Annotated in this window: 15 protein-coding genes and 2 pseudogenes; 12 read left to right on the forward strand and 5 right to left on the reverse strand. The window is 70.5% G+C overall.

Annotation, left to right across the window (positions count from 1 at the left end; translation table 11 throughout):
* Window positions 1-97 precede the first annotated feature (97 nt).
* The 3 genes and pseudogenes from AB0G02_RS16405 to AB0G02_RS16415 form a co-directional block, all read right to left on the reverse strand.
* Window positions 98-229, reverse strand: a pseudogene (locus AB0G02_RS16405) (PRC-barrel domain-containing protein); the annotation flags it as partial.
* A gap of 64 nt (window positions 230-293) precedes the next feature.
* A complete protein-coding gene (locus tag AB0G02_RS16410; RefSeq protein ID WP_360794496.1) occupies window positions 294-1,157 on the reverse strand; it encodes an aminoglycoside phosphotransferase family protein in 864 nt (287 codons plus the stop codon).
* Complete coding sequence (locus AB0G02_RS16415; protein ID WP_360794498.1) at window positions 1,154-1,489, reverse strand: hypothetical protein; 336 nt, start codon at window positions 1,487-1,489, stop codon at window positions 1,154-1,156. The genes AB0G02_RS16410 and AB0G02_RS16415 overlap by 4 nt, the downstream gene beginning before the upstream one ends.
* 113 nt (window positions 1,490-1,602) lie before the next feature.
* On the opposite strand from AB0G02_RS16415, the gene AB0G02_RS16420 reads away from it, so the two are divergent.
* From AB0G02_RS16420 to AB0G02_RS16475, 12 genes are all read left to right on the forward strand, one after another.
* Window positions 1,603-2,562 (forward strand): CoA ester lyase, encoded by a 960-nt coding sequence (locus AB0G02_RS16420; protein ID WP_360794500.1) that lies wholly within the window; start codon window positions 1,603-1,605, stop codon window positions 2,560-2,562.
* Between the two features lie 43 nt (window positions 2,563-2,605).
* Window positions 2,606-3,703: an AAA family ATPase gene (locus tag AB0G02_RS16425; protein ID WP_360794501.1), complete on the forward strand. Its 1,098-nt coding sequence runs from the start codon at window positions 2,606-2,608 to the stop codon at window positions 3,701-3,703.
* The gene (locus AB0G02_RS16430) at window positions 3,700-4,362 is read left to right on the forward strand and encodes a DUF4276 family protein (RefSeq protein WP_360794503.1); all 663 of its coding nucleotides are present in this window, start codon (window positions 3,700-3,702) and stop codon (window positions 4,360-4,362) included. The genes AB0G02_RS16425 and AB0G02_RS16430 overlap by 4 nt, the downstream gene beginning before the upstream one ends.
* 108 nt (window positions 4,363-4,470) lie before the next feature.
* Complete coding sequence (locus AB0G02_RS16435; protein WP_360794505.1) at window positions 4,471-4,632, forward strand: hypothetical protein; 162 nt, start codon at window positions 4,471-4,473, stop codon at window positions 4,630-4,632.
* 116 nt (window positions 4,633-4,748) lie between these two features.
* Window positions 4,749-5,945, forward strand: a complete 1,197-nt coding sequence (locus AB0G02_RS16440; protein WP_360794507.1) for an acyl-CoA dehydrogenase family protein — start codon at window positions 4,749-4,751, stop codon at window positions 5,943-5,945.
* A gap of 151 nt (window positions 5,946-6,096) precedes the next feature.
* A complete protein-coding gene (locus AB0G02_RS16445) occupies window positions 6,097-6,642 on the forward strand; it encodes a general stress protein (RefSeq protein WP_360794508.1) in 546 nt (181 codons plus the stop codon).
* A gap of 192 nt (window positions 6,643-6,834) precedes the next feature.
* Window positions 6,835-8,070, forward strand: a complete 1,236-nt coding sequence (locus tag AB0G02_RS16450; RefSeq protein ID WP_360794510.1) for an ABC transporter substrate-binding protein — start codon at window positions 6,835-6,837, stop codon at window positions 8,068-8,070.
* 74 nt (window positions 8,071-8,144) lie between these two features.
* Window positions 8,145-9,026, forward strand: coding sequence for a sugar ABC transporter permease (locus tag AB0G02_RS16455; protein WP_360794522.1), 882 nt, complete (start codon window positions 8,145-8,147; stop codon window positions 9,024-9,026).
* Window positions 9,026-9,871 carry a carbohydrate ABC transporter permease gene (locus tag AB0G02_RS16460; protein WP_360794512.1) on the forward strand — a complete coding sequence of 282 codons (846 nt, stop codon included), beginning with the start codon at window positions 9,026-9,028 and terminating at the stop codon, window positions 9,869-9,871. Before AB0G02_RS16455 ends, AB0G02_RS16460 begins: the two co-directional genes overlap by 1 nt.
* Before the next feature lie 4 nt (window positions 9,872-9,875).
* Window positions 9,876-11,057, forward strand: coding sequence for a sn-glycerol-3-phosphate ABC transporter ATP-binding protein UgpC (ugpC, locus tag AB0G02_RS16465; RefSeq protein WP_360794514.1), 1,182 nt, complete (start codon window positions 9,876-9,878; stop codon window positions 11,055-11,057).
* Window positions 11,058-11,337: 280 nt separating this feature from the next.
* A complete protein-coding gene (locus AB0G02_RS16470; RefSeq protein WP_360794516.1) occupies window positions 11,338-12,225 on the forward strand; it encodes an SDR family oxidoreductase in 888 nt (295 codons plus the stop codon).
* A gap of 127 nt (window positions 12,226-12,352) precedes the next feature.
* Window positions 12,353-13,345, forward strand: coding sequence for a hypothetical protein (locus AB0G02_RS16475; RefSeq protein WP_360794518.1), 993 nt, complete (start codon window positions 12,353-12,355; stop codon window positions 13,343-13,345).
* 7 nt (window positions 13,346-13,352) lie between these two features.
* Here the strand turns inward: AB0G02_RS16475 and AB0G02_RS16480 are convergent, their stop codons facing one another.
* Both AB0G02_RS16480 and AB0G02_RS16485 read right to left on the reverse strand, forming a co-directional pair.
* Window positions 13,353-14,192 carry a chromosome partitioning protein ParB gene (locus AB0G02_RS16480; RefSeq protein WP_360794520.1) on the reverse strand — a complete coding sequence of 280 codons (840 nt, stop codon included), beginning with the start codon at window positions 14,190-14,192 and terminating at the stop codon, window positions 13,353-13,355.
* Window positions 14,193-14,205: 13 nt separating this feature from the next.
* A pseudogene (locus tag AB0G02_RS16485) lies at window positions 14,206-14,437 on the reverse strand (metallophosphoesterase); the annotation flags it as partial.

The raw sequence follows: 14,437 nt of genomic DNA on the forward strand, positions 1-14,437 counted from the left end.
GCCTGGCACCGCAACACGTGGCGGCGGGTCGACCGGATCGACGACCGCGTCCGGAACTACCTGTTCATCCCGGCCTGAGGTGGCGGAAGCGGGAGGGCACCCGCGGCGGCTGGCGGTCGACGCGCAGGCCGATGACCAGGTCGCGGACCTTGCCGATGGACTCGCCGTCCGGCCCGAACACGGGCAGGCCGGCGAGCTGAGCGGCGAAGACCCGGTTCAAGGCGACCACGTGATCAGGTTAGTCCGCCGACCGCCCCACCGCTGCGTTCCACTGTGGACGACCAGGCCGCCCGTCACGGGCCGGACCGGAACGCGTGGCTGATCGCCTCGACGGCGTGGGCCATCCGGTCCCGGTCCCCGTCCAGGCACCACAGCCAGGTGTCGACCGCGCGGCAGAACGTCCAGGCGCGGGCCCGCTCGACGTCCAGCTCACCGATGTCGCACACCGCGGCGAACCGGTCGCGCAGGCCGCGTTCGCCGTCCATCTCCCGGAACCTGTTCCACAGCAACGGGATCACGGCGAACTCGGGGTCGCCGGACAGCGGTTTCGGGTCGATCATCACCCACGGCTCGCGCTCGCCGCGCAGCACGTTCTCGTAGTGCAGGTCCTGGTTGACGAGGGTGTGGCCGGCGTCGGCGGCGAGGTCGCGGCCCAGCTCCGCGGCCTGCCGGACGAGCCCGTCGGGCAGCGGACCGCCCAGGGCGTCGTTCTCCGCGACCAGGTCGGGCGCCTCGTGGCGGCGGAACTCCGGTCCGGCCGGGACGCGCAGGCGGCGCAGCAGCCCACCCGTGACGGCCAGCGCCTCCTCGATGGGCGCGTCGTCGAGCGACCGGGTGTGGTCGAGGCGTTCCAGCAGCAGCGCGCCGTGCTCGGCGTCGTGGTCCAGCAGCGCCACGACCCCCTCGCCGCGCCACGCCCGCAGTGCCGACGGCTCCTGGCGGGTCTCCTCGTCCAACCAGGTCAGCTTGAGCACGGCCGGGTGGCCGTCGGCCCGGCGCACCGGCAGCACGACGGCCACCGCACCGCTGAGCAGGTCGCCGTCCGGGGTGAGGCGCCAGCGGGCGCAGAACTTCGTGGCCAGGGCGGGCAGGGTGGCCCGCCACTCCAGCGCCTCCTCGCCCAGGATGGCGCCGAAGTCGTCGGGGACCGTGATCACGCGAGCTCCAGCCGGTAGACCGAGTGCCACTCCGGCCGGCCGTTGAGGCGGGCCGCCCGCAACGCCGCCGCCGACTCGTCGTCCAGCCGCGCGAGGCGGGCCGTCGCGGGCGCGTCCACCAGGTGGGAGTGCGTGGTGGGGGAGCGGACGGTCACCGTGCACGCGACGCCGTCGACCAGGCCCGGCACCTCCTGCTCCGTGCCGCCGACCGCCACCAGCACCGCGCCGTCCCGCCACAGCGCCCACACCAGCCGCGGCTCGTGGCCGTCGGGCCTCACCCAGATCGCCGCCGCCTTGCGCAGCGCGTTGTCCAGCACCTGCTCGATCTCCACCGGTTCAGCCTGCCACGTGCCTGTGAGCCGGGACTCACGAAATAGCGGGCGGTACGCGTGCGTGCCACCCTTCGCACGTCAGTAGTTACCGGCCGGTACGAGGAGGTACCCCAGTGGTCGACCAGCAGCGTCCCCGTCGCTCGTGTCTGGCCGTGCCCGGATCGAGCCAGAAGATGATCGACAAGGCCCGCACGCTGCCCGCGGACCAGGTGTTCCTCGACCTGGAGGACGCGTGCGCGCCGCTGGCCAAGCCGGACGCGCGCAAGACCATCGTGGCCTCGTTGAACGAGGGCGGCTGGGGTTCGAAGGCCCGCGTGGTCCGGGTCAACGACTGGACGACCGAGTGGACCTACCGCGACGTCACCGAGGTCGTCGAGGGCGCGGGCGCGAACCTCGACTGCGTCATGCTGCCCAAGGTGCAGACCGCGGAGCAGGTGCACGCGCTGGACCTGCTGCTCACCCAGATCGAGAAGACCATGGGCTACGAGATCGGCCGCATCGGCATCGAGGCGCAGATCGAGAACGCCCTGGGCCTGACCAACGTGAACGCGATCGCCACCGCCTCGCCGCGGGTGGAGACGATCATCTTCGGCCCGGCCGACTTCATGGCGTCGATCAACATGAAGTCGCTGGTCGTGGGCGAGCAGCCGCCCGGCTACGACGTCGGGGACGCCTACCACTACATCCTGATGCAGATCCTCATGGCCGCCCGCGCGCACGACAAGCAGGCCATCGACGGCCCGTACCTGCAGATCCGCGACGTCGAGGGGTTCAAGCGGGTGGCCGGCCGCTCGGCCGCGCTGGGCTTCGACGGCAAGTGGGTGCTGCACCCCGGCCAGATCGACGCGGCGAACGAGGTCTACAGCCCCAAGCAGGACGACTACGACCACGCCGAGAACATCCTCGACGCCTACGACTACTTCACGTCCGAGGCGGGCGGCAAGCGCGGCGCCGTGATGCTCGGTGACGAGATGATCGACGAGGCCTCCCGCAAGATGGCGCTGGTGATCTCGTCCAAGGGCCGTGCCGCCGGCATGTCCCGCACGAACGTGTGGTCGCCGCCGGAGGAGTGATTTCGCCGGACTCCCGGTCGGCGCGTGGCCGTAGAGTGATCGCGTGGCCGACCGGGAGCTGAAGTCGATCGACGTGGAGGGGTACGCCTCCATCCGCTCGGCCTCGGTGTCGCTCGGCCGGTTGAACGTCCTGATCGGCGCGAACGGCGCGGGCAAGAGCAACTTCGTGCGCGTGTTCGAGCTGCTCGGCCGGCTGGTCGAATCGGACCTGGGCTACTTCGTCGGCCTGAACGGCGGCGCGTCGGCGCTGCTCAACAGCGATCCCAGCACTGCCAGGTTGCGGGTGAACCTGGAGGCACCCCCCAACGGCTACGAAGCCGTGCTCGTGCCGGCGAGCAACGATGAACTGATCTTCGGGCGCGAAGAGATCCGCCGGTTGTCCCGGCCGTACCAGGTGGTGCCCAGTCGTGGCGGCAGGGAGACTCGGCTGCACGAGCTCACCGGCCTGGCGGGTGACGGTGTCGCGGCCGGCGTGGTCGACCTGCTGCGCGGCTGCCGGGTCTACCACTTCCACGACACCAGCCGGAACGCACCGGTCAAGCGGTTGGTGCCCACCGCGGACAACTTGGCGCTGCACAACGACGCGGGCAACCTCGCAGCCGTCCTCCTCGCGCTCTCCGACAGCGACGACAAGGCGCACCAGGCGGCCTACCGGCGGATCGTCGGCGTGATCCGACAGGTCGCGCCCTTCTTCCGGGACTTCGTCCTGCACCCCGAGAAGAACGACCGGCTCAGGCTCAGGTGGCGGCAGCAGGGCTCGGACACCGTGTTCTCCGCCGACCAGCTGTCCGACGGCACGCTCCGCTTCATCTGCCTGGCGACACTGCTGCTGCACCCGCGACTGCCGTCACTGGTGGTGCTGGACGAGCCGGAGCTCGGGCTGCACCCCTACGCCGTCGTGCAGTTGGCCGGTCTGCTGCGGCAGGCGTCCGCGCGCAGCCAGGTGCTCGTCGCCACCCAGTCGGTCACCCTGATGAACCAGTTCGACATCGACGACCTGATCGTGGTCGAGCGGGTCGACGGCGCCTCCACGTTCACCCGCCCGGATCGCGAGAGGCTCGCCGCGTGGTTGGACGAGTACTCGCTGGGCGAGCTGTGGGAGAAGAACCTGATCGGGGGCAGGCCGGGCGGGCAGACGTGACCGGTGGCTTCCGGCGGGTCCACCTGCTGGTCGAGGGGCAGACCGAGGAGGTCGTGGCCGACTCCGTCATCCGCCCCCACCTCGAAGGGCTCGGCTGGGTCACCAGCCTGTCGCTGATCAAGACGAAGAGGCCGGCGGCGGGTCCGTCGCACAAGGGCGGCATCACCGGCTGGCGGCAGGTCCAGCGGGACATCCGGCTGCTGCTGAACGACACCAGCTTCGACGTGCTCACCACGCTGTTCGACTACTACGCGTTCCCGGCGGACTGCCCCGGCATGGCCGACCGCCCGTCCGGCGACGTCTACCGGCAGGTCGAACACGTCGAGCGCTGCCTGGCGGCCGCGGTCGACGACCCGCGGTTCCGGCCCAACCTGGTGATCCACGAGCTCGAGGCCTGGGTGTTCGCCGCCGCGGACCAACTGGGCCAGCTCCTGGGACCGGAACTCGCCGGGCGGCTCCACGACGACGTTCGTGCCGCCGGCGGCCCCGAGTTGGTCAACGACGGACCTGCCACCGCGCCCTCGAAGCGCCTGCTCGACTACTGCCCGGGATACGTCAAGACGGTCGACGGTCCGCTGGCTGTCGAGGACCTGGGACTCACACCCCTGCGAGCGCGGTGCCCGCACCTGGACGCCTGGCTGCGGACCTTCGAGGAGTGACGTCCGGTGCCGGTGGGGTCACGGCCTGGTGACCCCGCCGGTGAGGATCGACACAAGCGGCGCTCGGGATTGGCGATCACGGGGTGCGGCGTGTGCATGGTGGTCGGCGTGTCCAGACACCGAACCCCTCGCCGGTGGCCCTTCCAGCGCCGCCGCGACGACCTGTTGGAGCGCAGCTTCCGGCGCTGTCCCGCCTGCGCCGAGGACGTGCACGTGTTCGCGGACGTGTGCCGGCACTGCGGTGGCGAACTGGAGCTGCGCGCGTCCTGACCGGCTCCGCACGGGCTGTTTCGGTTCAGCGCGTGGTGCAGAGCACTCTTGTGGCGCGAACGGCCGTTAACCGGTCCATACTCGCCGGTAACCCGAGTGCTACGAAGGGAAACGCGATGGCTCGCCTGGCCCGGACCGCAGGACTGACCGACGTCCAGGAGGAGATCCTCTCGACCGTCCGCACCTTCGTGGACAAGGAGATCATCCCGCACGCCCAGGCGCTGGAGCACGGCGACACCTACCCCGCCGACATCGTCGAGGGCATGAAGGAGATGGGCCTGTTCGGGCTCACCATCCCCGAGGAGTTCGGCGGGCTGGGCGAGTCGCTGCTCACCTACGCCCTGGTGGTCGAGCAGATCGCGCGCGGCTGGATGTCGGTGTCCGGTGTGATCAACACCCACTTCATCGTCGCGCACATGCTCAAGCAGCACGGCACGCCCGAGCAGCAGCGGAAGTACCTGCCGCGGATGGCGACCGGCGAGGTGCGCGGCTCGTTCTCCATGTCCGAGCCGGAGCTCGGCTCCGACGTCGCGGCGATCCGCACGCGCGCCGTGCGCGAGGGCGACGACTTCGTCGTGAACGGCCAGAAGATGTGGCTGACCAACGGCGGCACGTCCAACCTCACCGCCGTGCTGGTGAAGACCGACGAGGGCGCCGAGAAGGCGCACCGGAACCTCACCACGTTCCTGGTGGAGAAGCCCGAGGGCTACGGCGAGGTCGCGCCCGGCCTCACCATCCCCGGCAAGATCGACAAGATGGGGTACAAGGGCGTCGACACCACCGAGATGGTGTTCGACGGCTTCCGGATCCCGGCGGAGCAGGTGCTCGGCGGCCGGACCGGCCGGGGGTTCCGGCACATGATGGACGGCGTCGAGGTCGGCCGGGTCAACGTGGCGGCGCGGGCGTGCGGCATCGCGCTGCGGTCCTTCGAGCTGGCCATCGAGTACGCGCAGCAGCGCAAGACGTTCGGCAAGCCCATCGCGGAGCACCAGGCCATCGCGTTCAAGCTGGCCGAGATGGCGACCAAGGTCGAGGCCGCCCACCTGATGATGGTCAACGCGGCCCGGCTCAAGGACTCCGGCGCGCGCAACGACGTCGAGGCGGGCATGGCCAAGCTCATCGCCTCCGAGTACTGCGCCGAGGTGACGCAGGAGGCGTTCCGCATCCACGGCGGCTACGGCTACTCCAAGGAGTACGAGATCGAGCGCCTGATGCGCGAGGCCCCGTTCCTGCTGATCGGGGAGGGCACCAGCGAGATCCAGAAGACCATCATCAGCCGCGGCCTCCTGCGCGACTACCAGTCCCGCGGCTGACCGGCGGGTACACCCGTCCGGGCGGGTCGTCCGGGCGGGCCGTCCCGGGGCGCGGCCCCGGCGCACATCACGTTCGCGTCAGTTTCCGGTCCACCCGTTTCGCGCGGGTCGCCCGGTATTGGCAGGATGGGGTGATCAGCACCGCGAAGAGGTGGTCACCGTGACGAGTTCCTTCTCCGGCCAGAACCGACCCGGGGTGCCTCCCCGCCTGCCCACCCCGCCCACCGGCTGGCCCATCGGGTCGTACGGCACGTACGAGGAGGCCCAGCGGGCGGTCGACTTCCTGGCCGACGGCGAGTTCCCCGTCCAGGAGGTGACGATCGTCGGCGTCGACCTCATGCTGGTCGAACGGGTCACCGGTCGCCTCACCTGGGGCCGCGTGCTGGGCACCGGCGCGGCCTCGGGCGCCTGGTTCGGCCTGTTCGTCGGCGTCCTGCTCAGCCTGTTCAACACCAGTCCCGGCACGAGCCTCGGCCCCATCGTCGCCGGTCTGGTGGTCGGCATCGCCTTCGGCCTCATCTTCGCCGCCGTCGGCTACGGCTCGGCGCGCGGCAAGCGCGACTTCCAGAGCGCCAGCCAGCTCGTCGCGGGCCGTTACGACGTCCTGTGCCAACCGCGTTCCGCCGAACGCGGGCGCGACCTGCTCGCCAAGCTCGCCCTCCGACCCTCGGATGCGGGCAAAACGGGCAAAGACTGAGGTTTGACGGCACCCCTTCCCGGGTAACGCGGTTCCGGGCCCCGGTGGTTTGCGGCACCTGATCGCCGGGCTTACGTTCGTTCCACCGGTCGACCCGGTCGACCGGTGGGCACGACGAGGTGCCGGGCGTCGCGGTCTGGCTCCTCCGTTGTCGGGAAGGAGGCAGGACCGATGAGGGGCAAGGGTCATCGGTTGGCCGCAGCGGGGGGCGCCGCGCTGATCGCGTCGTCCGTGCTGGCGGGCTGTGGTTCGGGTGACGGCGGGATCACCATCAACGTCTACAAGTACCCGCAGCAGAACTTCCAGAAGATCGTCGACAAGTGCAACGCGCAGGCCGACGGCTACCGGATCGAGTACCACAAGCTGCCGCGCGAGGCGGACGGCCAGCGCGAGCAGATGGTCCGCAGGCTCGCCGCCGGCGACACGGGCATGGACGTGCTCGCCCTCGACGTCACCTGGACCGCGGAGCTGGCCGAGGCGGGCTGGATCAAGGAGTTCACCGGCGAGGCCAAGTCGCGGGTCGAGGACGGCACGCTGGAGACGCCGCTGGAGACCGCCCGCTATGAGGGCAGGCTGTACGGGGCGCCGGACAACACGAACGTGCAGCTCCTCTGGTACCGCGGCGACCTGGTGCCGACACCGCCGAAGACCTGGCACGAGATGATCGAGATGGGTTCCCGGTTGCAGAACGACGGCGACGACCGGACCCCCGGCCTCGTCGCCGCCCAGGGCAAGCAGTACGAGGGCCTCGTCGTCCTCTACAACACCCTGGTCAACTCCACGGGCGGGCGGATCCTCGACGAGAGCGGCACCAAGGCCGTCGTGGACGACGGCGCGGTCAAGGCCCTGGAGGTGCTGGAGGAGTTCGCCGACTCCGACGTCGTCGACCCGTCGTTCTCCAACGCCGTCGAGGACGACGCCCGCCTGTCCATGGAGAACGGCAAGGCCGCGTTCCAGCTGAACTGGCCCTACGTCTACGCCGCCGCGCAGGCCAAGCCGGACCTCGCGAAGAACCTCAAGTGGGCGCCCTACCCGTCGGTCGACGGCGGCGCCGCGAAGGTCACCGTCGGCGGCATCAACTACGGCGTCAGCGCCTTCACCGAGCACGCCGAGGAGTCGTTCGACGCGGTGCTGTGCCTGCGCAGCGCGGAGAACCAGAAGTTCGCCGCCATCAACGACGGCGTGCCGCCCACCATCGAGTCCGTCTACGAGGACCCGGAGATGGCCGAGCCTTACCCGATGAAGGAAGCGATCCTGGAGACGCTGAAGAACGCGAGCTCCCGCCCGGTGACGCCCGCGTACCAGAACGTCTCCACCGTCATCTCCACGATCCTGTCGCCCCCGGCGGACATCGACCCCCGGGGCACGGCCGACCGGCTGCGCACGGGGTTGCAGGACGCGCTCGACTCGAAGGGGGTGCTGCCGTGAGCCACGCGGTGGACCGCACCGGACCGGCCGCCACCCCCGGTGAGCCGACGCCGTCACCGAAGGCCAGGGCCGCGCTGAGCGAGGGCAAGAAGGCCGAACGGCGGCTCGGCCTGCTGCTGTGCGCGCCCGCGATCGTCATCATGGCCGCGGTCGCCGGCTGGCCGATCCTGTACTCGCTGTGGCTGTCGCTCCAGCGCTACGACCTGAAGTTCCCCGATCGGACCGAGTTCGTCGGCCTCGACAACTACGTCACCGTGCTCACCAACCCCTATTGGTGGAACGCCATGTGGGTGACGGTGCTCATCACGGTGGTGTCGGTCGCGGTCGAGCTGGTGCTGGGCATGGCGCTGGCCCTGATCATGCACCGCACCCTCGTCGGCCGGGGCATCGTGCGCACGTCCACGCTCATCCCGTACGGCATCGTCACGGTCGTGGCCGCCTTCTCCTGGCGCTACGCGTGGACGCCCGGCACCGGCTACCTGGCCGAGACGATCGCGGGCGGCGAGCCGGTGCTCACCCAGAAGATCCCGGCGATCATGGTCGTGACGCTGGCCGAGATCTGGAAGACCACGCCGTTCATGGCGCTGCTGCTCATGGCGGGCCTGGCGCTGGTGCCGGACGACCTGCTCAAGGCCGCCGCGATGGACGGCGCGTCCGCCTGGCAGCGGTTCACCAAGGTGATGGTGCCGGTGATGAAGCCCGCGATCCTGGTCGCGCTGCTGTTCCGCACCCTCGACGCGTTCCGCATCTTCGACAACCTGTTCGTGCTCACGGCCGGCTCGCAGGGCACCTCGTCGGTGTCGATGCTGACCTACAACAACCTGATCAAGGGCCTGAACCTGGGCATCGGCTCCACCATGTCGGTGCTCATCTTCGTCGCGGTGGCGATCATCGCGTTCGTGTTCGTGAAGCTGTTCGGCACCGCCGCACCCGGCGGCGACGGGGGGAGGCGCTGATGTCGGGCATCGGCGGGGCCGTGACGGGAGCCCGCAAGGCGCGCTGGACCGTCCTCAACGTGCTGGTGGTGGCGTACGCGCTGGTGCCGGTGCTGTGGATCGTGTCGCTGTCGTTCAAGACCAAGGAGACCCTCGGCGACGGCAAGTTCATCCCGCGCCGGTGGACGTTCGAGAACTACCGGTCGATCTTCTCCACCACCGAGTTCGTGCGCGCGCTGGTGAACTCGATCGGCATCGCCCTGATCGCCACGGCCGTCGCGGTCGTGTTCGGCACGATGGCGGCCTACGCGATCGCCCGCCTCGACTTCCCCGGCAAGCGGCTGCTGGTCGGGGTGTCGCTGCTGATCGCGATGTTCCCGCAGATCTCCCTGGTGTCGCCGCTGTTCGAGATCGAGCGGTCCCTCGGGCTGTTCGACACCTGGCCCGGCCTGATCCTGCCCTACATCACGTTCGCGCTGCCGCTGGCGATCTACACGCTGTCGGCGTTCTTCCGGGAGATCCCCTGGGAGCTGGAGAAGGCCGCGAAGATGGACGGCGCGACGCCCGGCCAGGCGTTCCGCCGGGTCATCGCGCCGCTGGCCGCGCCCGGCGTGTTCACCACCGCGATCCTGGTGTTCATCTTCTGCTGGAACGACTTCCTGTTCGCCATCTCGCTGACCTCCACCGAGAGGTCCCGCACGGTGCCGGTCGCGCTGTCGTTCTTCACCGGCGGCTCGCAGTTCGAGGACCCGACCGGGTCGATCGCCGCCGCCGCGGTGGTGATCACCATCCCGATCATCCTGTTCGTGTTGTTCTTCCAGCGTCGGATCGTCGCCGGGTTGACCTCCGGCGCCGTCAAGGGGTGAAGCAATGGCCGAGATCGTTCTGGACAGCGTGACCAAGCAGTACCCCGACGGCGCGGTGGCCGTGCGGGACGTGGACATCGACATCGCGGACGGCGAGTTCATCATCCTGGTCGGCCCGTCCGGCTGCGGGAAGTCCACGACCCTCAACATGATCGCGGGCCTGGAGGACATCACGTCCGGCGAGCTGCGCATCGGCGGCGAACGGGTCAACGAGCGCGCGCCCAAGGACCGCGACATCGCCGTGGTGTTCCAGTCCTACGCCCTCTACCCGCACATGACGGTGAAGGAGAACATGGCCTTCCCGCTGCGGCTGGCCAAGGTGGACGACGCGACGGTCGAGAAGAAGGTCCGCGACGCGGCCGAGATCCTCGACCTGACCCAGCACCTGGACCGCAAGCCGTCCAACCTGTCCGGCGGGCAGCGGCAGCGGGTCGCGATGGGGCGCGCGATCGTGCGCAGCCCGAAGGCGTTCCTGATGGACGAGCCGCTGTCCAACCTGGACGCCAAGCTGCGCGTGCAGATGCGCACGTCGGTGTCGCGGCTGCAGAAGCAGCTCGGGACGACCACCGTGTACGTCACGCACGACCAGACCGAGGCGATGACCCTCGGGGACCGGGTCGTGGTGATGCGGGGCGGCGCGGTGCAGCAGGTCGGCGCACCCCAGTTCCTCTACGACAACCCGGCCAACCTGTTCGTCGCCGGGTTCATCGGCTCGCCCGCGATGAACTTCGTGCCGGCCGCGCTGGAGAACGGCGTGCTGCGGTCGGCGCTGGGCGACGTGCCGCTCACCGACCGGGTGCGCGCGCTGCTCGAAGGCGCCGAAGCGCCCCGCGAGGTGATCATGGGGCTGCGGCCCGAGCACTTCGAGGACGCCCGGCTGGTGGACGACGCGGTCCGCGCGAAGGGCGCCACGTTCACCAACCACGTGGACGTGCTGGAGTCGATGGGCTCGGACAAGTTCGCCTACTTCAGCCTCCAGGGCGAACAGGCGACCTCGGCGGAGCTGGCCGAGCTCGCCGCCGACGCGGGCGCGGCCGAGGTGCCCGGCGGCGGCGTGTCGCTGGTCGCCCGCATCGCCGCCACGTCCACCGCGGTGGAGGGCGAACCGGCCGAGATCTGGTTCGACGCGGACAAGGTGCAGCTGTTCGACCCGGCCGGGGGCCGCAACCTCACCTACCGGGGCTGAGCGCACCCGCCGAAGGCCGCTCCCGTTCCGGCGGGGGCGGCTTTTCACGTTTTACCCGCGAGCCCAACGGCGCTCCACCGGAGGCCACGGGAAGCTGCCGACCAGCCCGGACCATCAGCGGGGACGAACTCCGTGGGCCATTCAGCGCAGCAAACACGCACCTCGTCGCAATTGTCGCGCTGCGCCTGTTGCCGATCCCCACGCTGGTCGAAGGCGGGAACGACTCCGGCCGTAAAGCGCCGGAGCAGGGGAGCCCACCGAGCACAGAGAAGAGCGCGAGATGGGGATTCTTGACGGCAAAGCAGTCGTGATCACCGGGGCGGGACGAGGGTTGGGCGAGGCCTACGCGATGCACGCCGCGCAGGCCGGTGCGTCGGTCGTGGTCAACGACATCGACGCTGACCAGGCCGAACAGGTTGCCGAGCATATCCGGGCGTACGGCGGGCGCGCGGTGGCGAGCACGCACACGGTGACCGATCCCAGCGAGGCGGAGAAGATCGTCGGAATGTGCCTGGCGGAGTACGGCCGGGTCGACGGCCTGGTCAACAACGCCGGGCTGAACTACGAGACCGCGCCGTGGGAGGACGAACCGGAATCGATCCGGCAGATCGTGGAGGTGAACCTCCTGGGTGTCATATTCACCGGAATGGCCGCGATGCGCGCGATGCGCGAGCAGGGCTCCGGATCGATCGTCAACATTTCGTCAGGCGCGTTTCTCGGGCAGCGCAGACTCGCCGCCTACTCGGCCACCAAAGGGGCGGTGGCGTCGCTCAGCTCTTCGTGGGCCCTCGACCTGGAGGACGAGGGCATCCGGGTCAACGCGGTCTGCCCGGTCGCCCACACCCGGATGGTGTGGAAGTCGGAGCGGTCGCTGCGGGCCATCCCGGCCGACCGGACCCCCGGCAAGGTCGCGCCGCTCGTGCTCTTCCTGCTCAGCGACGCGGCGCGCGGCATCACCGGCCAGATCGTCCGGTGCAACGGCCGGCAGCTGCACCTCGTCGGCCACCCGTACTTCAAGCAGCCGATCCTGGAGAGCGACACCTGGGACACCGCGTCGGTGAAGCGGGCGTTCGACGGCGTCCTCCAGGCGCACCTCGAACCGTTCGGCCTGGAGAAGCGGATGCCGCCGCGGCTGCGCGAGCTGGTGGACCCCGTCCGCACGGCCTGAGCAGAACGGGGAAGTGCCTTCCGAGCCGGCACTTCCCCGCTCGTCGCCGAGGTTCACCTGTTTGCCGATCCCTGAATCGTGCCTTCCCCGTCCACCACCCCTTCGGGTGATCGCCTGGTGGTCGGACGTGCCTGTCACGATGCTGGACATGGGCGCGCGCACACCTCGGGTCACGGACTGGCGGCTGGTCGTGCAGTCGCGGCTGGACCGCGTCCGCGCCGACCTCGCCGCGCTCGGGGCACCGGACCCGCTCGACCCGGAGAGCACCCAGTGGCGGGCGGTGGCCGAGCAGGAGGCCGCCGTCGTGGAGGACATGATCACCCGCACCGAGTCGCGGTGGCGTGCGGTGGCGTCGTGGTGGTCCGGCTGGCACATCGAACGGGCCTGGCGGTCGCTGCACGAGGCCGAGATCGCGGTCGTGGCCGCGGGCAACGGGTTCCTCGGCCGGATGCCCGGCCTCAAGGCCCGGGTCGCGGAGAACCTCGACGAGCACGACCCGCGCCGCGTCGCGCTGGAGGAGATGAGGCCCGGCGAGTACCCCCTCGCCATCGAACGGGAACTGGTCGTCGACGCGCTGCGGGCGGCGTTCGACGCCTCCGACTTCGCCCACGCCGGGTCCAGGGCGCTGCGCAACAAGCTCATCGCCACGTCCGTGGTGCTGTTCGTGGTCAACACCGCGTTCGGCGTCGTCGGCCTGGTCGAACCGGGCCTGATCCCGATGTGCGTCGGCTCGGAGAAGCTGCCGACGGTGTGCCCGTCGGGCAAGGCCGCGGCCGGGACGGACCTGTGGCTGATCCAGGTCCTCGGCGCGTTCGGCGCGGTGCTGTCGGCGGTCGTCCTGCTCCTGCGGCGACGCCCGAGCCTCTCGCCGTACGTGATGGTCGGCTACCAGGCGCTGATCAAGGTGCTGCTGGGCGCGGCGCTCGCGGTGGTCGGCATCCTGGCGCTCGGCGCAGGGGTGACCACCGGCCTCATCGGCGTCGCGTCGCAGGCCGCCCTGCTGCTCTGGGCCGTCATCCTCGGGTACGGCCAGCAGGTCGCCACGCGCCTGCTGGACAGCTACACGGACCGCGTGATGGACCGCGCCCGACCGCTGCCCAAGCTCGACGCCCAGCGCTAGCCGCGGCTCACCGGCGTTCCCGCAACGCCGAGATGACCTCGGGGTCCCACCGGTGCGTGCGGATCAGCCGGTAGCGCTCGGCCGCGACCCACAGGTAGGCCTCGGTCTCGGTGCGGTCGCCCACCAGGTCCGCCTGCCGCAGCATCCCCACCACCGGCTGGTACTCCTCGTCGAACCAGCGCCGGGCGACCGCGACCCGGTCCAGGAACGCGCCCTCGTCCTGCATCAGCCGGAACCCCCACGCCTCCACGTGCTCGCCCAGCTCGGCGTACTCCCACGGGTCCGACAGCAGCACGGCCGCCCGCGCCTGCCCGTCCAGCGGCACGCGTTCCAGGAACAACCGCCGGTAGTCCTTCACGATCAGGTCGCCCCGGTGCCGGATGCCCTGCGCCGCGACCCGCGTCACGACTTCCGTCACGTAGGCCTCGACCACCTCCAGCCCCAGCGCGTGCGCCACCGACACCCGGTGGTGCCCGTCCTCGACGAAGTGCAGGTCACCCACCCGGTACACGTCGATCGGCGGCACCGCCTCGCCGCGCCGCTGCGCCAGCGCCAACCGCTGCCACCGCTCCCGCACCCGCGCCGAGGTCGGCCGGAACCGGCGGTCGAAGTCGCGGGTCCGGTCCACGCTGCCGACCACCGAGTCCAGGCGGATCACCCGCAGCCCCAGCCGCCGTTCGCCGAGCTGCCCCAGCGACTCCACCACCTCGTGGAACGGCAGCACGATGTTCACGTCGTCCGGCTCGCGGCGCAGCCAGGCCGCCAGCCGCGACATCACCTGGCGGCGGCGGGCGCGCAGGAAGTCGTTCTCCGCGTCGGCCTGCGGGAAACCGGTGTCACGGCGCACGGCGCTCCTCCTGTCACGGCACCCGGGACGGGATGTCCACCACCTTGAAGCCCACCACGTTCACCACGCGGGTCGTGCCGAGCACGCGGTCCGGCCTGACCTCACCGTGCGGGTGGACGTGGCCGTGCAGCAGGAGCGGGGGCCGCAGCCGCCGCACGGCGTCGTGCAGGCACGCGAACCCGCGGTGCGGCGGGTCCGGCCCGTCACCGCAGCCCAGCGGCGGCGAGTGGGTGAGCAGCACGTCG

Source organism: Actinosynnema sp. NPDC023658 (genome assembly GCF_040639995.1).
In the GTDB taxonomy this organism is placed as follows: Bacteria; Actinomycetota; Actinomycetes; order Mycobacteriales; family Pseudonocardiaceae; genus Actinosynnema.